This window comes from Kribbella sp. NPDC049584, assembly GCF_040675555.1.
Classification (GTDB): Bacteria; Actinomycetota; Actinomycetes; order Propionibacteriales; family Kribbellaceae; genus Kribbella.
In genome coordinates this window covers 118,539-142,655 of sequence record NZ_JBFAPF010000008.1, presented here as the reverse complement: position 1 = coordinate 142,655, position 24,117 = coordinate 118,539, and the positions used below count along the sequence as shown (strand labels likewise).

The 24,117-nt window shown below is 68.3% G+C and carries 23 protein-coding genes; 11 read left to right on the top strand and 12 right to left on the bottom strand.

The annotated features are described in order from the left end of the window. The first annotated feature begins 60 nt into the window (after positions 1–60). Positions 61–1,617 (top strand): MFS transporter, encoded by a 1,557-nt coding sequence (locus AB0J62_RS26090; protein ID WP_363876299.1) that lies wholly within the window; start codon positions 61–63, stop codon positions 1,615–1,617. Positions 1,618–1,631: 14 nt separating this feature from the next. Here AB0J62_RS26090 and AB0J62_RS26085 read toward each other — a convergent pair whose 3' ends face one another. The 4 genes from AB0J62_RS26085 to AB0J62_RS26070 form a co-directional block, all read right to left on the bottom strand. Then, positions 1,632–3,584 carry a glycosyl hydrolase family 28-related protein gene (locus tag AB0J62_RS26085; protein ID WP_363876296.1) on the bottom strand — a complete coding sequence of 651 codons (1,953 nt, stop codon included), beginning with the start codon at positions 3,582–3,584 and terminating at the stop codon, positions 1,632–1,634. Positions 3,585–3,655: 71 nt separating this feature from the next. Further along, positions 3,656–4,084 (bottom strand): GNAT family N-acetyltransferase, encoded by a 429-nt coding sequence (locus AB0J62_RS26080; RefSeq protein ID WP_363876293.1) that lies wholly within the window; start codon positions 4,082–4,084, stop codon positions 3,656–3,658. After that, a complete protein-coding gene (locus AB0J62_RS26075; RefSeq protein WP_363876290.1) occupies positions 4,081–4,779 on the bottom strand; it encodes an FCD domain-containing protein in 699 nt (232 codons plus the stop codon). The genes AB0J62_RS26080 and AB0J62_RS26075 overlap by 4 nt, the downstream gene beginning before the upstream one ends. 94 nt (positions 4,780–4,873) lie before the next feature. Beyond that, positions 4,874–5,515, bottom strand: a complete 642-nt coding sequence (locus tag AB0J62_RS26070; protein WP_363876287.1) for a pyrimidine 5'-nucleotidase — start codon at positions 5,513–5,515, stop codon at positions 4,874–4,876. A 66-nt stretch (positions 5,516–5,581) separates the two neighbouring features. On the opposite strand from AB0J62_RS26070, the gene AB0J62_RS26065 reads away from it, so the two are divergent. Further along, complete coding sequence (locus tag AB0J62_RS26065; protein ID WP_363876284.1) at positions 5,582–6,349, top strand: SDR family oxidoreductase; 768 nt, start codon at positions 5,582–5,584, stop codon at positions 6,347–6,349. On the opposite strand, the gene AB0J62_RS26060 is transcribed toward AB0J62_RS26065, so the two are convergent. Further along, complete coding sequence (locus AB0J62_RS26060; RefSeq protein WP_363876281.1) at positions 6,300–6,944, bottom strand: TetR/AcrR family transcriptional regulator; 645 nt, start codon at positions 6,942–6,944, stop codon at positions 6,300–6,302. The genes AB0J62_RS26065 and AB0J62_RS26060 overlap by 50 nt on opposite strands. A gap of 81 nt (positions 6,945–7,025) precedes the next feature. On the opposite strand from AB0J62_RS26060, the gene AB0J62_RS26055 reads away from it, so the two are divergent. Together AB0J62_RS26055 and AB0J62_RS26050 are read left to right on the top strand one after the other, a co-directional pair. Further along, the gene (locus AB0J62_RS26055) at positions 7,026–7,697 is read left to right on the top strand and encodes an NAD(P)-binding oxidoreductase (protein WP_363876278.1); all 672 of its coding nucleotides are present in this window, start codon (positions 7,026–7,028) and stop codon (positions 7,695–7,697) included. Between the two features lie 202 nt (positions 7,698–7,899). Then, positions 7,900–10,128: a N,N-dimethylformamidase beta subunit family domain-containing protein gene (locus AB0J62_RS26050; protein ID WP_363876275.1), complete on the top strand. Its 2,229-nt coding sequence runs from the start codon at positions 7,900–7,902 to the stop codon at positions 10,126–10,128. A gap of 9 nt (positions 10,129–10,137) precedes the next feature. On the opposite strand, the gene AB0J62_RS26045 is transcribed toward AB0J62_RS26050, so the two are convergent. Together AB0J62_RS26045 and AB0J62_RS26040 are read right to left on the bottom strand one after the other, a co-directional pair. Continuing rightward, positions 10,138–11,037 carry a LysR family transcriptional regulator gene (locus tag AB0J62_RS26045; RefSeq protein ID WP_363876271.1) on the bottom strand — a complete coding sequence of 300 codons (900 nt, stop codon included), beginning with the start codon at positions 11,035–11,037 and terminating at the stop codon, positions 10,138–10,140. Then, a complete protein-coding gene (locus AB0J62_RS26040; protein ID WP_363876268.1) occupies positions 10,994–11,245 on the bottom strand; it encodes a hypothetical protein in 252 nt (83 codons plus the stop codon). The genes AB0J62_RS26045 and AB0J62_RS26040 overlap by 44 nt, the downstream gene beginning before the upstream one ends. A 98-nt stretch (positions 11,246–11,343) precedes the next feature. Here AB0J62_RS26040 and AB0J62_RS26035 point away from each other — a divergent pair, with 98 nt between their 5' ends. Beyond that, positions 11,344–12,234, top strand: a complete 891-nt coding sequence (locus AB0J62_RS26035; protein WP_363876265.1) for a LysR substrate-binding domain-containing protein — start codon at positions 11,344–11,346, stop codon at positions 12,232–12,234. Positions 12,235–12,241: 7 nt separating this feature from the next. Here the strand turns inward: AB0J62_RS26035 and AB0J62_RS26030 are convergent, their stop codons facing one another. Together AB0J62_RS26030 and AB0J62_RS26025 are read right to left on the bottom strand one after the other, a co-directional pair. Continuing rightward, the gene (locus AB0J62_RS26030) at positions 12,242–13,066 is read right to left on the bottom strand and encodes an aldo/keto reductase (protein ID WP_363876262.1); all 825 of its coding nucleotides are present in this window, start codon (positions 13,064–13,066) and stop codon (positions 12,242–12,244) included. 62 nt (positions 13,067–13,128) lie between these two features. Next, positions 13,129–14,214: a winged helix DNA-binding domain-containing protein gene (locus AB0J62_RS26025; protein ID WP_363876259.1), complete on the bottom strand. Its 1,086-nt coding sequence runs from the start codon at positions 14,212–14,214 to the stop codon at positions 13,129–13,131. A gap of 154 nt (positions 14,215–14,368) precedes the next feature. Between AB0J62_RS26025 and AB0J62_RS26020 the strand changes: the two genes are divergently transcribed. After that, positions 14,369–15,238 (top strand): hypothetical protein, encoded by an 870-nt coding sequence (locus AB0J62_RS26020; protein ID WP_363876256.1) that lies wholly within the window; start codon positions 14,369–14,371, stop codon positions 15,236–15,238. Here the strand turns inward: AB0J62_RS26020 and AB0J62_RS26015 are convergent. Continuing rightward, positions 15,207–16,391, bottom strand: coding sequence for a glycine C-acetyltransferase (locus AB0J62_RS26015; protein ID WP_363876253.1), 1,185 nt, complete (start codon positions 16,389–16,391; stop codon positions 15,207–15,209). The two genes, AB0J62_RS26020 and AB0J62_RS26015, sit on opposite strands and share 32 nt — an antisense overlap. Continuing rightward, positions 16,391–17,440, bottom strand: a complete 1,050-nt coding sequence (gene tdh / locus AB0J62_RS26010; RefSeq protein WP_363876250.1) for an L-threonine 3-dehydrogenase — start codon at positions 17,438–17,440, stop codon at positions 16,391–16,393. Before tdh ends, AB0J62_RS26015 begins: the two co-directional genes overlap by 1 nt. 84 nt (positions 17,441–17,524) lie before the next feature. On the opposite strand from tdh, the gene AB0J62_RS26005 reads away from it, so the two are divergent. The 5 genes from AB0J62_RS26005 to AB0J62_RS25985 all read left to right on the top strand — a co-directional run bounded on the left by AB0J62_RS26005 (position 17,525) and on the right by AB0J62_RS25985 (position 23,359). Further along, entirely contained in the window at positions 17,525–18,166 is a 642-nt protein-coding gene (locus AB0J62_RS26005) for a class E sortase (protein WP_363876247.1), read from the top strand. Between the two features lie 28 nt (positions 18,167–18,194). Next, positions 18,195–18,740: an orotate phosphoribosyltransferase gene (gene pyrE, locus AB0J62_RS26000; protein ID WP_134110441.1), complete on the top strand. Its 546-nt coding sequence runs from the start codon at positions 18,195–18,197 to the stop codon at positions 18,738–18,740. An 84-nt stretch (positions 18,741–18,824) separates the two neighbouring features. Next, positions 18,825–19,655: a LemA family protein gene (locus tag AB0J62_RS25995; protein ID WP_363876243.1), complete on the top strand. Its 831-nt coding sequence runs from the start codon at positions 18,825–18,827 to the stop codon at positions 19,653–19,655. Between the two features lie 218 nt (positions 19,656–19,873). Then, complete coding sequence (locus AB0J62_RS25990; RefSeq protein WP_363876240.1) at positions 19,874–22,855, top strand: BTAD domain-containing putative transcriptional regulator; 2,982 nt, start codon at positions 19,874–19,876, stop codon at positions 22,853–22,855. 93 nt (positions 22,856–22,948) lie between these two features. Continuing rightward, positions 22,949–23,359: a hypothetical protein gene (locus AB0J62_RS25985; RefSeq protein WP_363876237.1), complete on the top strand. Its 411-nt coding sequence runs from the start codon at positions 22,949–22,951 to the stop codon at positions 23,357–23,359. A gap of 15 nt (positions 23,360–23,374) precedes the next feature. On the opposite strand, the gene AB0J62_RS25980 is transcribed toward AB0J62_RS25985, so the two are convergent. Next, the gene (locus tag AB0J62_RS25980; protein WP_363876234.1) at positions 23,375–24,076 is read right to left on the bottom strand and encodes a DedA family protein; all 702 of its coding nucleotides are present in this window, start codon (positions 24,074–24,076) and stop codon (positions 23,375–23,377) included. Positions 24,077–24,117 lie beyond the last annotated feature (41 nt).

Sequence of the window (24,117 nt, the reverse complement as noted above, 5' to 3'; positions counted from 1 at the left end):
TTCCTGTCAATCGAGGATGATCGAGATCTCGTCAGGGTCCTGACAATCATAGGAGATTTCGTGTCCTCCATCGACCCCATCCCGGAGCGGCGGCAACGCCGCATCCTCGCCATCCTGGTCGTCTCGGCTGTCCTGATCTGGATCGACTCGACCGTTCTCGGTATCGCTCTCGAACGCCTGGCCGACCCCGTCGACGGCCTCGGCGCCACGCCCGGCCAACTCCAGTGGGCCGTCGGCATCTACTCATTGCTCTTCGCCACCGCGCTGTTTCTGGCCGGTGCACTCGGTGACCGCTACGGCCACCGGACCATCCTCATGCTCGGTCTGCTGATCTTCGGCGGCGCCTCGGCCTGGGCCGCCTGGGCCACCGGACCGGTCGCGCTCGTCCTGGCTCGCGCCGCGATGGGCCTCGGCGGCGCGCTGATCATGCCGACGTCGATGGCGATCATCGGCTGGACGTTCCCACCGGCGCGCCGGGCCGGCGCGATCGCGGTCTGGGGCTCGTCGGCCGGTGTCGGCGTCGCCGTCGGCCCGGTGCTCGGCGGCCTGCTGATCGACCACTTCTGGTGGGGTTCGGTCTTCACCATCAACCTGCCGATCGTCGCGTTCGGCCTGGTCGGCGCCGCACTCGTCCTGCCGAACCCACGAAGTCCACAGCGCCGCCGCCTCGACCCGCTCGGCCTCGGCCTGTCGACCCTCGGTCTGCTCGGCCTCTCGTACGGATTGATCGAAGGCGGCCATCAGGGCGGCTGGAACCGCTGGCAAGTGTGGGCGAGTATCGCGGCCGGCCTCGTCCTGCTCGCCGGATTCATCTTCTCCGAGTGGCGGGAACGGGAGCCGAGCTTCGATCCGCGCCTGTTCCGCAACCGCCGGTTCGCGGCCGGCAACTTCACCTTGGCGGTCGTGTTCCTTCTACTGACCGGCCAGAGTTTCTACCTCGCGTTCTACTTGCAGGGCGCCCGCGGGATGAGCGCGCTGTCGGCCGGCCTGATGTCGTTGCCTGCAGCAAGCGGTGTCATCGTCGGTTCACAGTTGGGTTCGAGGCTGGCGGCCCGGTTCGGCGTCGCCAAGGTCTCGGGTACGGCGGTCTTCGTGCTGGCTGCGAGCTCCTCGATGAACCTGCTCTACGACGTCGACACCTCGCTGGTGTGGGTCGGAGTCGTCGGCGCACTCGTGGGCCTGTCCATCGGTATGACCACCGCCCCGACCACGACCGCAGTACTGGCGACGCTTCCGCTCGATCGCATGGGTGCCGGGTCGGCCGTCAACAACGTCCTTCGCCAGGTCGGCAGCGTGCTCGGGGTCGCCATTCTCGGCACGATCGTCTCCTCGACGTACCAGCACCGGATCGCGCCGTCGCTCGTCGGCCTCCCGGATGCCGCCGGTACGTCGGCCGAGGCGACCCGGCACGTGGCGGGAACGCTCGACCGCCCGGAGTTGGTGAAGGCCGCGAACGACGCGTTCATCCACGCGATGCACGTCGCGGCCCTGGTCGGTGCCGGCATCGTCCTGGTCGGCGCCATCGTCCTGGTGCTCGCGTTCCGGGTGCCCAGGCCATCACAATCGCCGGCTCCCCGGCCCGGCGAGCGTCAGCCCGCCGACGCCGGACGATTGTGATGGGCTGAGGATCCTCAATTCCAGGGTGACGGCGGCGGGGGTGGTACGACGGCGGGGCGGTCCTCGCACCACATCGCGCCGGTCCAGCCGCCGTCGTTGCCACCCAGGTCGCGGACCTCGAACTCCGGCGGCCCGTTGAAGTGGAACGTCCCGCAGTTGTTGACGAACGGCGCGCCGACGTTGCGCGCGTCGACGTTCTCGAACGTCGCCCAGCCGCCGACCCGGGCGTTCACCACGTTGGTCCCGGTGCCGTCGACCTTGATGTTGCGGACGGCAACGTTCGTGATCGCGTAGTCGTCCTTAACCGGCCAGTCGACGACGAACATCATCGCGTTGTACGTCGAATCCAGGAACGAACTGTCGGTGATCTCGATCGTCCCGGACATCGTCGATTGCAAGGCGTACAGCCAGATCGCGCCGAGGCCGATGTCCCAGTTCAGATCCCGCGGACCGCCACGGACGGTGGTGTTGCGGGCGAACGTGAGCGTGCCCTCGAACGGCGTCGCGTTGAACCGCGAACCCGCATGCAGCGTGCTGCCCTCGCGGATCGGGTCCGCGACCAGGTTGTCGGTCACCGCGTTGTCGCGCCCGCCGTAGATCGCGATGTCATTCGCAAGCACCGGCGTCTGGACGGTGTTGTGGTCGTACACGTTGTTGTGGTTCACGAGACCGTCCGCGTTCGACTCCGACCACATCGCCAGCCCGTCGTCGCCGCTGTTGCGCACGAAGTTGTTGGTCGCCCGAACGTTGGACACGCCAAGATGCAGGTTCATGCCGTCGGCAACGGCATCGGTGACGATGTTGTTGCGGATCAGCAGCCCGTCCATCGGCCCGTCGAGCCAGATGCCGACCTTGGTGTGGTGCAGGTACAGGTTCTCGATCGTCGAACCGCCGCCGATCGCACCGCCGATCCCGTTCACCTGATCGGTGTCGATCCGCTCGCGGACATCGCTCTCGATCGCGAAGTCCGACAGATGTACGCCGGTGCTCCCGCCGTCCGCGGCGTACTTGCCGTAGAACCCGGGCGCACTGTGCACGGACTTGTCCGGCGCGGGCTCGGCCAGCGGAAGGACCTTGCCCTTGATGATCGTCCACCAGTTGCCGGCGCCGCGGATCGTCACCTTGTCGACGACGATGTGCCGATTGACCTGGAACGTGCCGGCCGGGATGAACACCGACCAGCCGATCCGTTGAGCGGCGGCGATCGTGCGCTCGATCGCCGACGCCGCGTCGTGCCGACCGGTCGGGTCCGCACCGAACAGCCGGACGTCCAACGAGCGATCGGGCTGCTTGAGAGGCGCTCGAACCAGCTCGAAGTCGGCGACGTCGAGCACGGTCCACGCTGCGGCAGTCGCCCGAGGTACGGCGAACCGGACGCGCGCGCCGGCCGGATACGTGCGGTCGAGCATCACGCGCTGCTCGTCGTAGAAGTGGTTCGGCCGGAAGGGCTTGGCGACAGGGTCCGGCTCGGGCTTCCACCAGCCCGGGATCGGGTCGACGTTCGGGTCGTTGGAGAACGGATACATGCCGTAGAGCCAGGCGTACTGCGACGTCAGCGTCATCGTCCGCTTGTACTTCCCGTCGACCGAGACGTCGAGCGGCGCGGTGATCCCGCCACCGCCCGGCGCGTCCGGGATGCTGTACCGCAACGTCAGCGCGTTCGCCGGGTGGGTCAGCGTGAATTCGACGTACTGCTTGGGCTGCAGCCGTACGGCGGTCCGCCCCGAGGCCTCAGCCGGGAGCGTGTACGCGTCGCGCCCCGGGCCGATCTTCTCACCGGTGAAGACGGCGTTCTCCGCCTCCTGCTCGACGAACGGTACGTCGGCGCCGCGGCCGGCGACCAGGGCAGGATCGAGCCCGGCCCGCGTGATCCGCGGCGCCGGGTGCGCGGCGGCTGGTTGAGCTACGAGGACGGCACCGAGGAGTGCGGTCGCACCGGCGACCGTGAGCAAGCGTGAACGGGACATTGGCGGATCCCCTCCGGACGAATTGTCTGGAGGTTATGCACCCGACGATCTGCGCGCAAGATCTCGACAGGTCAGAGAAATTTCCGGACCATGAAGATGTCGACCGGGTCCTCACTCTCCACGACGAAGCCATGGCGCTCGTACAGCCTGCGCGCCGGGCTGCCCTGCAGGACGTTCAGCCAGACGATCCCGTCGGTGCGATCCAGAACGGTCCGCAGTACTGCGGAACCGAGTCCCCGGCCCTGGTGCTGTGGGGCCAGGTAGAAGTGCTCCAGGCACCGGCGATCCTCAGCCGGCCTCACGGCGATCGAGCCGGCGAGCTCGCCGCCGACCTCGATGATCTGGGTGTGCTCGGGCGAGAACCCGTCGCGTAGCCGTTGCCGGACGCGATCCGCGTCGTACCGGCCGAGGCGCTCGAGGTCCGGGCGCATGACGACCGCCCTAAGCTCGACCAGGTCCTCGAGGTCGGATGGTTCGGCGGGGCGCAGCGTCCAGCTCATGGCAGGTCGGGCTGGGGTTCGGGGCGGAGGGCGCGGAGCCAGAGTTCGGTCTGCGCGATGTGCGCGGAGGCCGCGGTGGCGGCGGCCGCCGGGTCGCGGGTTTCGATCGCGGACAGGATGGCTCGGTGGCCGCGGTCGCTCGTCAGTTTGATCGCGTTGAAGTCGGCGCCGGGCTCGAAGATCCGGTAATGGCCGCCGCGGCCGCGGATCACGTCGGTGAGCGCGGTGACCGTCGGGTTGCCGCCGGCCGAGCAGATCGCGCCGTGGAACGCGGCGTCGAGGAACTGGATCTCGGTCGCGTCGGTGGTCGACTCGAGCCGGTCGAGGATCTCGCTCAGCTTGGCGGCTAGGTCGGGGTCCTGGCGAGCAGCCGCGGCGGCGGTGGCATGCGACTCGAGCACCCGGCGTACCTCCAGCAGTTCGAGCACGCCCTCGAGCGGGATCAGCTCGACCGACAGCGAGAACCGGCTGATGATCGAGGCCGGGTCGAGCGCCGAGACGTAGGTGCCAGATCCGTGCCGGGACTCGATCACACCGAGCGCGGCCAGCGACCGCACCGCCTCGCGCAACGAACTGCGGGACACCCCCAGGTAGTCGCACAGCTCGGGCTCCGGCGGGAATTTCGCCCGCGGCCCGAGCTGGCCCGACGCGATCATCTGACGCAGACCGGCCAGCGCCTTGTCCGTGGCAGCCATTCGTCACCTCCTCCCCGAAGCGTAAGTCCTCAGACCATTTCCGGTCACATCCCAAGATCGTCCGCCTGGCGCGCGGCAGCAGACGTGCGATTCATCAGACGTCAAGCGCGCCCAAGAAGGTCCGGAGGTCGGTCGTCCGCCACCGGCGTTCGGCCACCTGCTCGTACGCCGCCCCCTCGGACACCCACACCGTGGTCATCCCGCGCTCGTGCGGCAGCGCGAGGTTCACCTCGAGATCGTCGAACATCGCGGCGCGGGCCGGATCGACGCCGTACAGCTTGAGGAACGCGTCCAGGCTCTCGGCGTACGGCTTGGGGATCAGGTCGCCGGCGAGGATGTCGAAGACGCCGTCGATGCAGTCGATCAGGCCGAGGCGCCTGAGTGCCTGTTCGGCGTGGTACGCCGAGCCGTTCGTGTACACGTACCGGCGGCCGGGGAGCGAGGTGAGCGCCTCCGCCAGCAAGGGATCCGGGCCGATCACCGAGTAGTCGATGCGGCGCTCGAAGCCGAGGAACTCGTGCGGGTCGATCGTCCCGGTCACCATCGCGCCACGCAGCGAGGTGCCGTACTCCGCCACCAGATCGGCCTGGATGCGGCGGGCGCCGGCGAGGTCGGTCCCGTAGTACTGCGCGATCGTCGACAGGATGCCGTGGGTGAGCTGCTCGGCCAGCGCGGAGCGGGCGGGATACAGGGTGTTGTCGAGATCGAGAACCCACGTGTCGATGTCCGCCAGCACTCGACCAGCGTAGGTGACAGACTGAGGGTGGTAGTACACAGTGCCCCGTGAGGGAGGACGGAGAACATGCCGACTGCGCTTGTCACCGGGCCGGCGACCGGGATCGGCCGTGCGTTCGCGGGCAAGCTGGCGCTGGAGGGCTACGACCTGGTGCTGGTGTCGCGGGACGAGGCCAAGCTCAAGGAGGTCGCCGCCGACATCACCCGGCTGCACGGGGTTGAGTGCGAGGTGCTGGCCGCCGACCTGACCGACGCCGACGATCTGGCCCGGGTCGAGGAGCGGTTCCGCACCGGTCCGATCGAGGTGCTGGTGAACAACGCCGGCTTCGGGCAGAAGAAGCCGTTCTGGGCGAACCCGGTCGACGTCGAGGAGAAGCAGCTGGATCTGCTCGTTCGCGTCGTACTGCGGCTCACGCACGCGGCCGTCCTGCCGATGATCGAGCGCGGTTCCGGTGCGGTGATCAACGTGTCGTCGGTGGCCGGATTCCTGCAGCGCAACGTGTACAGCGCGCACAAGGCCTGGGTGACGAACTTCTCGGCCGGCCTCGCGCTCGAACTGCACGCGAAGGGCGTCGCCGTGATGGCGTTGTGCCCGGGGTTCGTGCACACTGAGTTCCACGAGCGGATGGGGATGGACAAGTCGCTGATCCCGTCGTTCATGTGGCTGGACGCGGCCGATCTGGTCGACGAGGCCTGGAAGGACCTGATGCGCGGCAAGGCGATCTCGATCCCGAGCCGCCGCTACAAGCTGATCGTCGCCGGGACCCGCTTCATCCCGCGAGCGCTCATCGCGCGGGTCTCGACCGTGGGCCTGGACGGCCGACGCCGCGCTTGAGCGGGTTCGGGCGCAGGGATTCGTAGATCGTCCTGCCGAGCGCGCCGGCGTAGGCGTTGCGCTCCTCGACGGACGGCGTGACACCGGAGAAGTTGACCTCGAAGCCGCGCTGGAAGCACGCCCCGAACAGGAGTGCCGCGGCGGCACCGACATCCGCGGTACGACGGACGCGGCCGAGCTTCTGCTCTTCCTGCAGGTAGCGGACCAGACCCTCCTGCGCTTTGTGCGGCCCCGCGTCCAATTCCTGCAGACGCCGGCGATGCGCGGTGAGAAGGTCTTGGGACGAGAACAGCGACACCAGGATCGGGAAACCCTCGATGTAGAAGTCGATGGCGATCCCGGCCAGTCGGATCAGGTTGGCGTGGACCGTCGCCGAACCCGGGCTGCCGATCAGCTCCTTGAGTGAACCGGGGAGCGTGGGCATCCGCTCGTGCATCACGGCGAGCAGGATCGCGGCCTTGTCCGCGAAATGCTTGTAGAGCGCGGCTTCGGAGTACCCGGAGACCTGGGCGATCGACTTGGTCGTGGCCCGGGCGAATCCTTGCGTCCGCAGCACCTCCGCGGCCGCGTCCAGGATGTCGTCTCTCGTCCCCATGGGCGGCAGCCTATCTTGACAGGTTGGTGAGTGTTCACTAACCATGGTGAGTGAGTGTTTACTAACCTGGAGGGGTTGACGATGAAGCTGGTGGTGTTCGGAGCGTCGGGCCGGATCGGGACCGAGTTGGTGCGCCAAGGCGTGGCGGCCGGGCACGCAATCACCGCGGTCGTCCGCGAAGGATCGAGTCTCCAGGTGGCACTACCCGAGCTCCGGCTGGTCGCCGCGCGGGCCGGCGTCACCGGCGGACTGGTTGATGTGGTGACCGCTGACGTGATGAACCCGCAGGCGATCGCGCCGGTCCTGGAAGGACACGACGCCGTGCTCTCCGCACTCGGTCCTCGCCCGTCAGGTTCCAGCACGGTCCTCACCGACGGCGCGCAGAGCATCCTGCAAGCGATGGGCGAAAGCGAGGTACGACGGTTCCTCGCGGTGAGTGTGGCGGGCATTCACAGCACAGGCGACGACCCGATCACGAAGTACGTCGTGAAGCCGATCCTGCAGCGGGTCCTGCGGGAGTCGTTCGCTGACGCTCGCCGGATGGAGGCCGTCGTCGGTGCCAGCGAGCTGGATTGGACCATCGTCTGTCCGGCGCGATTGACCAACGGCGCCGCGAAGGGGACGGTCCGCAGCAACACCGAAGGGACCGTGCGCGGCGGATTCTCGATGACGCGAGCCGACGTCGCGGCGTACCTGCTCGGCGCGATCGACAACGCCGCAGTCTTTCGAAAGACCGTTGTCATTGCCAACTAAACAAGGTCTTTCAGCCACTGGAGCTATCGCTGAGCTTGTGTGATGCTGAGAATCAGCCGAGCACTTGCGGACCGGTCAGGGGTGGGCGGAGCGAGTGCAGGCGGAGGATGACCGACGGGGCGTTCACGCCTCCGCTGCGGCGGGGGGAGGAACCATGCACGTCACCGGTGTCCTGCGTCTGCGGAGGACGACGTCAGTCGTCATGGCTGTTCTGCTGGCCTCGGCAACAATGACGGTCGCCGCCGGACCGGCAATGGCGGTCGTGGCCGATGTCGCGATCTCGGGGACGGTGGCATCGAACGGCACGACGACCTTGAGCTACCGAGCCACGGCGACCCGAGCGGGAACCCTGCGCTACATCGTGGTCACGATCCCGAAGGGTTCAGGTGGGCGGATCACCTCGGCCAACGCCACGGTCCGCACGATCTCGCCGGGCGTGCTGCAGTGGCGACCGACCAAGACCCTGGGCATTGCCGTCGGTGCCCGCTTCTCGATTCCGTTCTACGGCGTGCTGCTGCCGAGCGGTGGGCCGTGGACACTGAGTTTCAGGGCGACGACTACCGCGGGAAACGTACTGTCCGCGGGCAGCGCAACGTTCACCCGCCCGGCCAATGTCCGCATCAATGCGACCAAGCCGATCCCCGGTCAGAAGACAACGCTCACCTATGCCGGCACTGTGGGCCGGACGGGCATCCTGAGCTCGGTCCGGATGAAGCTGCCGACCGGCGCGTCAGGAGCGCTGACGAGCATCAACGGAACGCTGTCGATCTCCAGCGGCTACGCGACCTGGAGACCGCGCTCCCGGCGCACCGTCGGCGCCGGCGCACGACTGGCGATTCCGATCTACGGAGTCGTCCTGTCCAAATACGGCGGCGTCATGAGGCTGGGGATGACAGCCACGGCCTCGACCGGTGCCCAGATGATGGCGGGTACGGGAAGCCTGGCGCTCATCGCGCCGCCCGCACCGATGCCCACGATCGCAGCCGGCTCGTTCCCCGTGAGGCCGGCGGGCTGCCCGTCCGTCTGGCCGGCGACGTCCGTGGAGAACGCCAAGGCGGGCACCGCCGCCTGGGTCATCCCGGTATCCCTGAACGGCCCGCTGGCGGCCTACCTGACCAAGGTCTCCGCGACGTGCGGAAGCACCGTCGACCTCAAGGTCACGTCCGGCAGACCGGTCAGCGTCGTGGCTTACCGGATGGGGTATTACCAGGGTCTCGGTGCGCGGGAGATCTGGCGTCGTGACGGCGTACCGACCGTCGTTCAGCCGGCACCGACCGTCGGTGGCACCGCCAACGGCCATCCGCTGCGGATGGCGTCCGCGGCGAACTGGACCAAGACGCTGACCATTCCGGTGACTGCGGCCTGGGTGCCCGGCACCTATCTCATCCGGGTCAGCGGTGGAGGGTACGCGTCCTACGTGCCGTTGACAGTTCGCGACGACACGGGAAGAAAGCACGCGCTGCTCATCCAGCAGGCGACCACCACGTGGCAGGCGTACAACTGGTACGGCGGCCGGAGCTTCTACAGCAGTGCTACGACAGGCTCTGGCCGGCTGACCTTCAACCGTCCGTACGCGGAGGGCCAGGGGTCCGGTGAGTTCCTGGGGTTGGAGTACGGGCTCGTGTTCTGGGCGGAGGCCAGCGGATTCGACGTCACCTACTGGACCGACAACGACCTGGATCAGTTCGGCGGTCAACTGGTGGCACGGGCCGGGACGATCTTCCTGCCGGGGCATGACGAGTACTACTCGCTGCGGATGCGGGCTTCCCTCAGTCAGGCGATCAAGCGTGGTGTGAACGTGGGCAACTTCGGCGCCAACGCGGCGTACCGGCGGATCACGTTCACGGACAGCACGCGAAGGGCCTGGGACATCGATCGGTACACCGCCGGCGGGAGTTCGACGCTCTGGCGTTATCTCGGTGATGCCTACGCGTCCCAGCCGTTGCTCGGTGCGGAGTACGTGTGCGGCGTTGCCGGCAACAGCCTCACCACCGGGCGTGGTTGGCTGTTCCAGGGGGTCGCGGCCGGAACCGTCCTGCCGGGCTTCCTGGCTGGCGAGGTCGACTATGTCTGGCCGGGTTTGTACAAGCATCCAGGGCTGGGCATCGCCGCGAGCGGCCGCGCTATCTGCCGGCTGGACGGCAAGTCGGCACCGATGCACGCGACGGTCTTCATCGCGCCGTCAGGTGCCCGGGTGTTCAACGGCTCTACCTTCACCTACAGCTGTTTCCTGCTCCGCCGCTGCCCGTCGAACCTGCGAATCCCCACGCCGTCGGTCGCCTCGCGGCGGGCGGTGACCACCATGGTCACCAACATCACCAACTGGGTCGGCCGCGGGACGATCCGGACACCGGCCGGTCCCGCCACCGTCGCGGCCACCGCCGAGCTGCGGGCGGCCGTGCCTCAGCAGCGACTCGCACTCGACCGTTGAGACAGGTGGTCAGAGCTTCTCGGCGACCTCGGTCAGGATGTCGAGGGTGGCGGTGATGAGCGGGTGGTCGGCGCGGCTCGCGCGGACGGCGGCGTACACGCGGCGGGTCGGCACCGGGTCGGGGAGCGGGCGGATCAGTGCGAGCGTCGGCTCCGGTACGGCGAGGCGCGGGACGAGCGAGACCCCGCCGCCTGCCGCGACGAGGGCGGCGACGGCACGGAAGTCGTCGGACTGGTGGACGATCCGCGGCTGGAAGCCGGCCTGCTCGCAGGCGAGGACGACGACGTCGCGGATCGGGTTGCCCGGCGCGGTCATCACCCAGTCGTCGTTCGCGAGCATCGCGAGCTCGATGCGGTCCTGATCCGCGGCCGGGTGCGTCGGCGGTAGGACGGCGACGAAAGGCTCGGCGTACAAGGGGATCCGGACCAGGCGGCGGTCGTCGGGGCGGGGTGAACCGCGGTGCTCGACGGCGATCGCGAGGTCGGCGTCGCCGTCGAGCAGGTGGGTGATGCCTTCGTGGCCCTCGGCATCGCGTACGACGAGATCGAGGCCGGGAGTCGTCTCCCGCAACCGGGGGAGGGCCGGTGCGACGAGCAGCGTGATCGCGGTGGCGAAGGCGACGATGCGGACCTCTCCGTTGGCGCCGTTCGCGTGCAGGCGCATCGCGTCCTCGGCGCGTTCGACCTCGGTGAGGATGGTGTCGGTGTGTTCGAGGAGCAGGCGGCCGGCCGAGGTGATCGCGACCCGGCGGCCGCGGCGTTCGAGCAGTTCCTGGCCGACCTCGGACTCCAGGGCTGCCAGCTGTTGCGAGACGGCCGAGGGCGTCAGATGCAGCACCTCGGCCGCCGCGGTCACGGTCCCGTGGTCAGCCAGCGCGCGCAACACCCGTAGGCGTCGTACCTCGATCACGGACCTCAGCTTCGCATGGGGCCGCCGGAGATGCGATCAGGGTCAGTTCGACGGGCCGCGGAGCCGGCGTACGGCGTTCCCGCCAGCGCCGTACGGCGTCGCGGATCGGGTGGCGTTTCGGGACATATGGCCGGAGCGGGGCGCCCGGCATGGCGGAGTGGGTCTGCTCGTGGATCGACTTGATCATCGAGAACGGGATGTACTGCATGGCGGTTCCTTTCGACACTTCGACCCTAGGAACCGCGGCATTGATACGTCCAATGAAACTTCTGCGCGGAGTTGATGTTCCTGATGCATGATTGGGTCATGGAACTACGGCAGCTCAGGTCGTTCGTGGTGGTGGCCGAGGAGATGAACGTCGGGCGTGCGGCGACGCGGCTGCATCTGACCCAGCCGTCGCTCAGCCGGCAGATCGCGGCGCTGGAACGCGATCTGGGCGTGGAGTTGTTCGCCCGGGTGAAGCGGCGGTTCGTGCTGACGGCTGCCGGGGCGACGTTCCTGGCCGAGGCCAGGGACCTGCTGCGCCGGTCGGAAGAAGCGGTCCGCGCGGCGCAGCGGACGCAACGCGGTGAGCTCGGGACGCTGCGGCTGCGATTCGTGCAGTCGGCAACCTTCGAGCCGCTGCCCCGGATCCTCGGCGCGTTCCGACGGGCGTATCCCGAGGTTGTGCTCGATCTGGAGTCGTGGACGACACTTCGGCAGACCGAGGCCCTGCGGGACGGGCGCATCGACGTCGGGCTGCTGCGGCCGACGGCGCCGGCCGACGCGACGGCGGCGGTGCGGTTGTCGCCGGGACTTGCGTCCCGGGTGGTCGCCGAGGATTCGCTGGTGGCGGTGCTGCCGGCACGGCATCGGTTGGCTCGGCGGAAGCGGCTGCGGCTCGCGGAGCTCGCGGACGAGCCGTTCGTGTTCTACTCGCGGCCGAGTGGGCCCGTCGTGCACGACACAATCATCGGGTTCTGCCGGGCGGCCGGATTCACCCCGCGAATCCAGCAGGCCGCCGACGTCCAGACGATCGTTGCGCTGGTCGCGGCCGGTCTCGGGGTCTCCCTACTGATCAGCCCGACCCCACCGACCAACCCGGACGCCGTGGTCTACCGCGAGTTGTCCGACGACCTGCCGCCGTGGCCACTGTCCGTAGCCTGGTCACCGGACAACCGTTCGCCGGTGCTGGAACGCTTCCTCGAGCTGATTTAGGGGGTGTCTAGCCGAAGACGTCCGGGTCGCCGCCGGTGCGGACGCCGGTTTCGAGGTCGGCGATCGTTGCCATGTCGTCGTTGTCGAGGCGGAAGTCGAAGACCTCGAAGTTCTCCTTGATCCGGGCTGCGGTCCTGGACTTCGGGATCACCACATTGCCGAGCTGCAGGTGCCAGCGGATCATCACCTGGGCCGCCGACTTGCCGTACTTCGCGCCGATCGTCTTCAGCGCCGCGTTGTCGATCAGCTCGCCGGACGCCAGCGGGCTCCACGCCTCGGTGATGATGTCGTTCTCGGCGTTGAACGCGCGCAGCCCGTCCTGCGGCAGCGCCGGGTGCAGCTCGATCTGGTTCACCGCGGGGCGGATCGTGGTCTCCTCGAAGATCCGTCGTAGCGCGGGCTCGTGGAAGTTCGAGACGCCGATCGCGCGGATCCGCTTGTCGGCGTACAGCTGCTCGAACGCCTTCCAGGTGTCGACGTACTTGTCCTTCTTCAGGCACTGCCAGTGGATCAGGTACAGGTCGACGTACTCGAGACCGAGCTGGTCGATGCTCTTGTCGAACGCGGCCAGCGTGGAGTCGTAGCCCTGGTCGCTGTTCTGCAGCTTGGTGGTGATGAACAGTTCGTCACGGGGCAGGCCGGACGCGGCGATGGCACGCCCGACACCGGCTTCGTTGCGGTACGCCGCGGCGGTGTCGATGTGCCGGTAGCCGGTCTCGAACGCCGTGGTCACCACGTCGGCGACGATCTCGTCCTCGACCTGCCAGACCCCCAGGCCCAGCTGCGGGATCTCGACGCCGTTGTCCAGAGTGATGGAGGGGACTGTGCTCATCTGCCCATTCCACCCGGCAAAGGGTTTCTGGCCCAGTCATCCGACGTGTGACAACAACCTCATTAACCGGCAGTAACCACTTCATGGGTCTTGGCATCCGGCTCCAGAAAACGGATCAGTGCGCCGCCCTCACGCTCCAACTCGGCCTGCGTCTTCTTCAGCAGCTTGCCGAACGGCGTGAGCGTGAGAGTTGCCACACCACGCTTCTTCTCGGCCGTCCAGAGCCCGGCGACCAGCCCGTCGACGAGGTACGTCGCCTTGACGCGAAGGTTCTTCGTGAAGACGCGCGGCTTGTGCTCGTCGGCGATGATCCGCTCCCGTTTCGCGTGCGAGAGCAGCACGTTGTCGAACTCTGGCAGGAACCGCACCGGCGCCGGGGTGTCCTCATCGGGACGCGGTCCGTCCGGTACGTCGTACAACGTCTTGCCGGCCTCGTCGGTGAACGTCTCCAGATCGAGCTCGTCGAACAACGACTTGGCCTTCTGCAATCCGGACCAGGTCTGGAAGTCCGCGGGCGTTGCCGGTCCGAAGGCTCGGAGGTAGCGCGTCACCAGTTCGAGAGGCTCGGCGCGTTTGTGCAGCTTCTTCCCGATCCACTCCTCGGCCGGCGTGAACCGCGAGTTCGCCGTCCAGGACCACCGCACGTCCGCCGGATACATCACCAGCGGCACGAGCATCCGCGTGCAGAACCCGAGCGCCCGCTCGTTCACTTCCGGGAACTGCTTCTGCAACGCGTCCCGCACCTCGGTGAAGGTCAACGGTTCCTTCGCCAGCAACTTCTCCGCCGCCGCGACGACCTTGTCCGGCTCCAGGCCCGCGCCACGATCGCCCAGCACCTTCAACCCAGCCTCTAGCACTGGACTCACCGTGGACCGAAACCGCAGGAAGTCGGCCGCTGTCACGAGATGCAGCGTGCCCCGAAACATCGTCGCCCGGACGACTGTGCGGTCATTGACTGCCCGATCCAGCTCAGCTTCCTCGAACCCGGTGATCCGCGACCACAACCCGACGTACGGATGCTTGGGCTCCTGCCCCTGCATCCCCACCAACTGCCCGATCACATCCGCCGCGGGCACACTGTCCCGCTCGAGCAACACCTGCCGCGCCAACGTCGCCCGATTGATCGCCTTCGCGCTCAGAACCGACATGTCCACATCCTGCCTGTGTGGACCGACAAGTCGGACAGTGGGCCGTCCGCATATCGCCCCGCCGGGATGAGTCGGGCCCTGCGCCGGAGGTGGGATCTTCGTCATGAAAGCGGAAGCCGCGCACCACCGAGCCGGAGGGGATGGGTGGCCACTGATGACGCGAGCGGTTGGTCTGGTGCTGGCGGCGTTCCTGCTCGTGTCCTGTGGCGGGTCCGGCGAACGGCCGTCCGGCTCGTCGACGCGTACGCCGGCCTCGGTGACCGCAACACTCCCGAGTGCGACTCGTACGCCCGAACGCCCGGAGAAACCGGCTGCAACGACGTCCGCGCCAACCGAGCCGGAGACTTCCAGAACGACCAAGACGCAGACGGAGACGGAGACCACCAGGGCGACGAAGACAGAGACGAGCAGGGCCACCGAGACCGAGACGACCAGGGCCACAGAGACGAGGAAGGCCACGCAGACCGAGACCACGACGGCGACCCGGACAGCGTCGGCCGTGCCGTCGGCGGCGACCACCTCCTCGACACAGCCCACCTCGGCCGAGACAGGCGGGGGGCCTACCTGGCTGTGGTGGGTGCTGGGGATGATCGCGGTTGCGCTCGCGGTGGGGATTCCGCTGATAGTCAGGTCGCGGCGTCGTCAGGCCTGGCGCGACGACCTCGCGTCCGGTGAGGCAGAGGTGGCGTGGTTCGCCCGCGTGCTTGTCCCCGAGCTCCGCCGGCAGCCTTCGACGGCCCAAGCCGCCGGCGCGTGGAACGTCGAGTCCAGCCGGGTCGTGACGGCCGAGGACAAGCTCACCGCACTCGAACAGTCGGCGCCCGATCAAGCCGCCGGCACCCGGGCCCGCACCCTTCGGGACGCCGTCCGGGCAGCCCGCGGCGACATCGAGAACCTGCTGGCCTCCGCCACGCCGATCACGATGCCACCGGACCTGGACGCGGTCGCCGCGCGGCTCGAACAAGCCCTCGGACAGCCGCGCCCGGAGGCGGCTACCCCGCCAGGGCCGCCCGGGCCTCGATGAAGGCGGCGATGGCGCGTTCGACGTCCGCGGTGGAGTGCGCCGCCGAGAGTTGGACCCGGATGCGGGCCTTGCCCTGCGGGACGACCGGGTAGGAGAAGCCGATGACGTAGACGCCGAGGTCGAGGAGCTTGTCGGCCAGCCGGCCGGCTTCGGCGGCGTCGCCGATCATGACGGGAGAGATCGGGTGGTCTCCAGGGAGGACGTCGAATCCCGCCTCGGTCATCTTGGTCCGGAAGAGTTGGGTGTTGGCGGCCAGTTTGTCGCGCAGGGCGCTGGAGGTGCCGATGAGTTCCAAGGCCTTCAGAGAAGCGGCGGTGACCGACGGTGCGAGGGAGTTCGAGAACAGGTAGGGGCGGGAGCGCTGCCGGAGGAGCTCGACGATCTCGCGGCGGGCGGAGACGTAACCGCCGGACGCGCCGCCGAGGGCCTTGCCCAGCGTGCCGGTGACGATGTCGACCCGGTCCTTCACGCCGAACAACGACGGCGTCCCGGCGCCGTCCGGGCCGACGAAGCCGACCGCGTGCGAGTCGTCGACCATCACGAGCGCGTCGTACCGCTCCGCCAGGTCGCAGATCTCGTCGAGCGGGGCGACGTACCCGTCCATCGAGAACACGCCGTCGGTCGCGATCAGCCGGTACCGCGCGTCGGCGGCATCCTTGAGCTGGGCCTCGAGATCGGCCATGTCGCGGTTCTTGTACCGGTAGCGCTTGGCCTTCGAGAGCCGGACGCCATCGATGATGCTGGCGTGGTTGAGCTCGTCGGAGATGATCGCGTCCTCGGCGCCTAGCAGGGTCTCGAAGAGTCCGCCGTTCGCGTCGAAGCAGGAGCTGTACAGGATGGTGTCCTCAGTGCCGAGGAACTTGCTCAGGGCACCTTCCAGATCCTTGTGGATCTGTTGGGTGCCGCAGATGAAGCGCACCGAGGAGAGCCCGAAACCCCATCGGTCGAGGGCCTCCTTGGCCGCTGCGACAACCTCCGGGTGGTCGGACAGCCCGAGGTAGTTGTTCGCACAGAAGTTCAGTACTTCGTTGCCTGACGCAACCGAGATCAGCGACTGCTGCGGTGAGGTGATCACTCGCTCGGACTTGTACAGCCCGGCGTCCCGGATCTCGCCGATGGTCGCCGTCAGGTCGTCCCGCATCCGTCCGAACATCAGTGCTTCTCCTCCAGAGATTCAGCCGTCCAGTCCATGATCACCTTGCCGCACTGCCCTGCGCGCGCCACGTCGAAGGCGCGCTCGAAGTCGCCGTACCCGAACCGGTGGGTGATCACCGGCGTCAGGTCCAGCCCCCGCTCGAGCATTACCGACATCGAGTACCAGGTCTCGAACATCTCCCGGCCGTAGATGCCCTTGATCGTCAGCATGTTGAGCACGACCGTGCCCCAGTCGATCGCGATCTCGTCCGACGGCAGGCCGAGCATCGCGACCTTCCCGCCGTGCGTCATGTTCGCGAGCATGTCGCGCAGTGCGGCCGGCTGACCGGACATCTCCATCCCGACGTCGAATCCCTCGCGCATCCCGAGGCTCTGCTGCGCCTGCGCGATCGTCTCCTCGCCGACGTTCACCGCGCGGGTGACGCCGATCTTCCGCGCGAGGTCGAGGCGGTACTCCGAGAGGTCGGTGATCACCACGTTCCGTGCGCCGGCGTGCAGCGCGACCGCGGCGGCCATGACGCCGATCGGGCCCGCGCCGGTGATCAGCACGTCCTCGCCGACCAGCGGGAACGACAGGGCCGTGTGTACGGCGTTGCCGAACGGGTCGAAGATCGCGGCGACATCGAGGTCGACCGGATCCTTGTGCACCCACGCGTTCGTCGCCGGCAGAGCGACGTACTCCGCGAACGCGCCCGGCACGTGGACGCCCAGCCCGCGCGTCTTGATGCAGAGGTGGCGCCGGCCGGCCCGGCAGTTGCGGCAGCGGCCGCAGACCAGGTGACCTTCGCCGCTGACCAGGTCGCCGACCGCGACATCGCGGACACCGACGCCGATCTCGACCACCTCACCGCAGAATTCGTGCCCGGTGACCATCGGCACCGGCACGTTCTTCTGCGCCCACGGGTCCCAGTTCTGGATGTGCAGATCGGTGCCGCACAAGCCCGTGCGGAGGACCTTGATCAGGACCTCGTCGGCCTCGATCTTCGGCTCCGGAACATCCTGCAACCACAGACCGGGCTTGGCCTCAGCCTTCACGAGCGCCTTCATGCCCACATCGTCGTCCCGGGCAACCATCGCCGTCCATCGACACGTCGTACACAGCCTTTGCAGCCGAACTGCATACTTGTCTGCATGCGGGGAGTAGTCAGGGGACTCGGGATCGTGTTCCTCGTCGCGGGGGTCGGGCTGCTCGGGTGGGTGGGGTGGCAGTACTTCGGGACCGGTATCAGCTCGAACCATCAGATGGGCAAGGCCGAGGATTCGCTGCGCAACCAGTGGAAGGCGCCCGCGGCTGGGAAGACCGTGAAGCCGTCGACCGCATCGCCGTCGACCGGGAAGGCGTTTGTGCTGTTGCGGATCCCGCGGTTCGGCGCCGACTGGGAGAAGCCGGTCGTCGAGGGTGTCGACGCGGACGACCTGGCGCGCGGGATCGGGCACTATCCACACACCCAGCTGCCGGGCCAGCCCGGCAACTTCGCGATCGCGGGGCATCGCGTCACGCACGGTTCGCCGTTCCGCAAGCTGCTAGAACTCCAGAAGGGCGACCAGGTCGTCGTCGAAACGCAGGACGCCGTCTACACCTACGAACTCGACGGCTCGCCCCGCGACCTGACCGTCAAACCGACCGACATCTGGGTCCTCGACCCGGTCCCCGGCAAACGCGACGCCCCGACCACCTCGATCATCACCCTCACCACCTGCCAGGACCTCTTCCACTCCCCGGACCGCTCAGTTGCCTTCGGCCACCTGGTCAAGGTGCAGAAGAAGTCGTGAGTTCACGCGTGTTCTAAGCTCAAGGCCCATGAGCTACGACCGGGACGGACTGCTGGAGCAGGTCAAAAGCAAGGCGATCGTGCATGGGCGCGTGACGTTGGCGTCGGGGAAGGAAGCCGACTACTACGTCGACCTGCGGCGGATCACTCTGGACGCGGCCGCGGCGCCGCTGATCGGCCCGGCGATGCTCGAGTTGACCAAGGACCTGGAGTACGACGCTGTCGGCGGCCTCACGCTCGGCGCCGACCCGGTGGCGATGTCGATGCTGCACGCCGCTGCTCAGCAGGGTAGGACGCTCGACGCGTTCGTCGTACGGAAGGCAGAGAAGACGCACGGTCTGCAGCGACGGATCGAAGGGCCGGACGTGAAGGGCCGGCGGGTGCTCGCCGTCGAGGACACCTCGACGACCGGCGGATCGGTGCTGACCGCGGTCGAGGCGTTGCGCGAGGCAGGTGCCGAGGTCGTCGCGGTCGCGGTGATCGTGGATCGGTCGACCGGCGCCCAGGAGCGGGTCGAGGCGGAGGGCCTGGAGTACCGGTCCGTGTTCGGACTCGAGGACCTGGGTCTGAGCTGATGCATCCCCGCGTGCAGTAACCACCTGGCGGACCCGGCTACCCGTAGAGTCGCAGGCAGCACTGCCAACACTCGGGAGCTTGCCATGGTTTGGGTCATCATCGTGATCGTCGCGGTGCTCGTCATTCTGGCGATCATGCTGATCACGTCGTACAACCGGTTCGTCAAGCAACGGAACCTGATCCAGGAATCCTGGCGGCAGATCGACGTCGAGCTGCACCGCCGCTACGACCTGATCCCGAACCTGGTCGAGACCGTCCGGGCATACGCCGCGCACGAGCGGCACGTGTTCGAGGAGGTCGCCCGGCTGCGTACCCAGGCGGTGAACGTGCAGGGCGCGACCCCGGAGCAGCGGGCCGCGGCGGAGGGTCAGCTGTCCGGCGCACTGCGTCAGATGATGATCTCGGTCGAGGCCTACCCGCAGCTGCAGTCGAACCAGAACTTCCTCGGTCTCCAGCGCGAGCTGACCGACACCGAGGACCGGATCGCCGCCGGCCGCCGCTTCTACAACGCGAACGTCGGCGACTACAACACCCGGATCGAGGCGTTCCCGTCGAACCTGATCGCGGGCGGCTTCAAGTTCGAGAAGGCCGGGTACTTCGAGGTCAAGGACGAGCAGGTCCGCGCCGTACCGCAGGTCTCGTTCGGCACGATCGGGTCGGTCGCGGGCGAGCAGGCGCCGCCGCAGATGCAGCCGGGCGCGCCGTCGTCGGGGCAGATCCACCCGCAGATGCCGGGTGACCAGGGCAACTACCAGTCGCCGCCGCAGCCGATCCCGGGCGGATACCAGCAGCCGCCGGCCCAGCCGCCGTACCAGGGCCAGGGCCAGGGACAGGGAGAGCCACCGGTGGGCGGGCCGTCTGCGGGTTCCCCCGCTCCGCAGGACGGTCAGCCGCCATTCACCGGTGGCCAGTAGGCACCGGTTCCCCGTAGCCCAGGACCCCCGACCCCGGACTCTCTCTCCCAGTGCCAGACCCGGTGTGACGGCGGTCAAGTCGCCACGCCCGGGCCTGCCCTCCCCCCGGTACCTGTGTCAACAGTGCCGCAGCGAGATACATCCGGCGTACATCGGGCTTCCGCAGGGTGCGACCGGATGACACGATAGGCCGATTCAAGAGTGGAGAGGTCGGACGAGTGGACAGTCTGAGGTACGGGATCCTCGGACCTCTGCGCCTCGTTCACGTCCAGGGCCAGCCGCTGAAGGCCGCCAAACCGCGTCAACTGCTGGCGACCCTGCTCCTGCACCCGAACCGGTTCGTCTCGACCGATCTGATTGCTGACGCGCTCTGGGAGAGCAGTCCGCCGCGCTCGGCCACTGCGAACATCCGGACGTATGTCCGCGCCCTGCGTGGCGTGCTGCAAGACGCCGGGCTGCCCGCGCCGATCGACACCTCGGCTGCGGGCTACAGCATCGAGGTGGGCGTCGACGAGCTCGATGCGAGCCTGTTCGAGTCGCTGCTGGCCGAGGGCGGCCACCTGCGAGACGCCGGTGACGGCCGGCAGGCCATGCAGGTCCTGTCCCGTGCGTACTCGCTCTGGCGCGGCCGTCCGCTAGACGATCTGCCGATGCCCGCGGCGTGGGAGGGCTCGATCGCCCGCCTGGAGGCGCAGCACCGCGGCCTCGTCGACAACCTCTTGGACCTGCGGCTCGAGTACGGCGACGCGAGCGGGGCGGCTGTGCTGCTCAGTGCCCGTCTCACGGACGATCCGTACGACGAGCAGCTCTGGCGGCGCCTGGTCGACGCGCTCGTCGCGGCCGGCCGGGTCGGTGAGGCGCGCGCGGCGTACCAGAAGGCGGTGCAGACGCTCGCCGAGGAGCTCGACATCAAGCCCGGTCCGGAGCTGGAGGCCGCCGGTGCACGCGCGGTGAACGGCCGCTCGGCCAACTGGCCCAACCCGGGCATCCCCGCGGACCGTACTGCGGACCGTCCCGGGCCGGCTGCACAGCCCGGACCGATGGCCGCGCCTGAGCTGACCGACCCGGTCCGGCCGCCGAGCCAGCTCCCGCTCGACCTGCCTGACTTCAGTGGCCGGCAGAGTCATCTGGAGCAGCTCCGGGATCTGGTCTGTGGTCGTGACCCGGTGCGGCCGCCGATCGCAGTCATCTCGGGCGCACCGGGGACTGGGAAGACCTCACTGGCCGTTCGGCTCGGCCATCTGGTCCGGGAGTACTTCCCTGACGGGCAGATCTACCTGGACATGCACGGCGCGACACAGCCCCGCGATCCGGCCGCCGCACTCACCGATCTGCTGCTCAGCCTCAACCTGCCGGACTTCGCGATCCCGACCGATCCGGAGCGCCGGTCCGCGATGCTGCGGTCCGAGCTGGCAAGCCGCCGGGTGCTGATCATCCTCGACGACGTCGCCGCGGCCGGTCAGATCACGCCGCTGATGCCCGGTACCGGTGCGTCGGCAGTAGTAGTGACGAGTCGCAACCGGCTGATGGATCTGGCCGGGGCAGACAGCATCCCGCTCGACACGTTCGACGACCGCGAGGCCGCAGTACTGCTGTCGTCGGTGGCCGGGTCCGGGCGGATCGACGCGTCGTCGCCGGAAGCCGAGGAGATCTTGACCGCGTGCGCGAACCTGCCGCTCGCGATCCGGATCGTCGGCAGCCGACTGGCGCAGCGGCCCGATCTGAGCGCGCGGGAGCTGGCGCGACGGTTGCGGGACGAGACGTCGCGGCTGGACGAGCTGAGCATCGGCGAGCTCGCCGTACGGACCAGTGCGGACCTGAGCTACGGCGCTCTCAGTCCGGAAGAGGCCCGGCTGTACAGGCTGATCGGCCACTTCGCGGTCGGGGTCTTCTCCGCCCGTGCGTTGGAGGCGGTCGCGTCGCCGGCCGCCGTACGGCGGAGTCTGGACCGGCTGATCGAGGTCAATCTGGTCCGGATCAGCTCGGTGGACCACCGCGGTACGGCGCGTTATCGCGTCCACGACCTGCTGCGGCTGCACGCGCTCGGCGTCGGTGACGACGAGCAGAAGGCGCAGGCGGTCCGCGACGTCGAGACTGTGGTCGAAGCGATCCTGAACAAGATCCGCCGCGCGAACGACGCCTTGTCGTTCGAGTACTTCGGCGTTCTCGAGCACACCGGGCCGTTGACGGCGCCGGACCCGTCACCGTTCACCGAGGCGGACGCGATCGCGTGGCTGGACAGCGAACGCAGTACGTTCGTGCCGGCGATCCGGGCAGCGGCGCAGAACGGGTTGCACGACCACGCGTGGCGGATCGCGGCCGCCTGGGGGCCGTACCTGGACCTACGGGCCGGGTTCGACGACTGGAACAGCTCGCACCAGCAGGGTCTCCTCAGTGCGATCGAGTGCGGCGACCGGCACGGCGAGGCGATCATGCACCGCAACCTCGGGCAGCTCGCCGTGTACCAGGACGACTGGGACAACGCGCGGCGGCACTTCGACGCGGCCGCGGAGGCGTTCGCCGAGGTGGGCGACCGGCTCGGCGAGGGCGTGGTGGCCGTCGGACTCGGCACGTGGCTGCGCGAACGCGGGCAGCGCGACGAGGGCCTGGCGCAGTACGAGAAGGCGATCGAGGCGTTCGTCGAGGACGGCAACGGGAACGCCGAGGCCCTGGCCCGCACCGCGGCGGCGAACGTGTACCTGGTCCGCGGCGACCTCGATGTCGCGAGGAGCCTTCTGGCGCAGGCGTTCCTGATCGCGGTACGCCGGGCCGACGCGCATCGGGAGGCCAAGGTACGACGCCGCATTGCAGCGCTCCGCGTCACTCAAGGGCGGCATGAGGAGGCGGTACGGCAGCTGCGCAAGGCGCTGGCGATCTTCGACGGGATGGGCGACGACCACTGTGCGGCGTACACCCGGGCGCTCCTCGGACAGGCGTTGATGGAGCGCGGTGAGGTTGCCGCGGCGCGGAAGACGCTGCTGGACGCGATCGACATCGGCCACCGGCTGGGCGATCGCAGTGTCGAGGGCCAGGCGGCGCAGCACCTCGGCGAGCTGTACCTGTCCACGGGCAGCCTCGACAACGCCCGCCGTACCCTCGAGCGCGCCGCGCGCGTGTGGCAGCAGGCGGGCAACGACGCCGCGGCAACTGCCTGTCGCCGGCTGCTCTCAGCGTCTGAAACAGGGGTTGCGGCCGGCTGAGCCGAATGTACGGCGGCTGTATCGCGGTCGGACAGGATCTGACCATGCCACGGCACAGGCCGAGGTTTTCGGGGGAATCGGGGGAGAGAACCTATGGCCTGGGGGGAGGTAGCCGTGGAGCGCCCGAACGTCCCGCGGGTGGCAAACCCGCGGGACAACGAGGCGGCGCTGAACTGGCAGCTGGAACGTCTCGGATCGGCGGCCTGGAAGGACTGGCCGCTGAAGTTCCAGCGGATGGCGTTCGGCTATGCGCACGACAGCGGTTGGCACGATGCGGCCGATGCGGTCGGTTGGCTCAACCACCACGACCTGCTCCATGAAGGGGCGGCGCCACGGGGGGCGCTGGTCTGGTACCAGGCGGCAGACCGGATCCGGGTGGCCTGCTCACTCGGCTCCGGTCAGGTGCTCGGGCCCCTGCTGCTCGGCCCGGTCGAAGTCGCCGACCTGTCGCTACTCAGCACCGACTTCGTCTGGTCCGACCCGCACTTCCCCTTCGGGCACTGACGTTCAGTCGTTCGTTCAGTCGTTGGGTACGGCGTGCTTCGGCGCGGCGTGCTTCGCGGCGCCCGGGCCGTCGGAGTTGTTGTTGCGGTTGCGGCGCTTGGCGAGGAAGTACTCGACGACCATAGGGATCAGTGAGACCAGCACCAGCAGGATCAGGGCTGACTCGAGGTGGTCGTGGATGAACCGGACGTTGCCGAGTGCGTGGCCGAGCAATGTGATGCCGGGTGCCCAGATCAGCGCGCCGACTCCGGTCCAGAGGAAGAACTTGCGGGGGTCCATCCGGCCGGCGCCGGCGACGATCGTGATGAACGTGCGGACGATCGGCACGAAGCGGGCCATCACCAGCGCGCGCGGGCCGTACCGCTCGAAGAAGTCGTGCGTCTGCTCGATGTATTTCGGTTTCAGGAACCGGGCGTTCGGATTGCGGAACAGCGACGTCCCCAGGAACCGGCCGATGTAGTAGCCGGACACGTTGCCGAGGAATGCCGACGCGGTCAGCAGCACGCAGGCCAGCCACAGCGGCACGTCGATCGTGCCGCGCGCGATGAACAGGCCGACCGCGAACAGCAGTGAGTCACCGGGCAGGATCGGGAACAACACCCCGCACTCGATGAACACCACAATCAGCGTGCCCCAGAGGGCCCAGTTACCCATCCAGTTCAGGAGGTACTCCGGGTCCATCCAGTTCGGCATCAGCATCGCGACAAGAGGAAGCACGCGGACAGGGTAGCGTCCCGACCTGTGCATGAGCTGAGCAG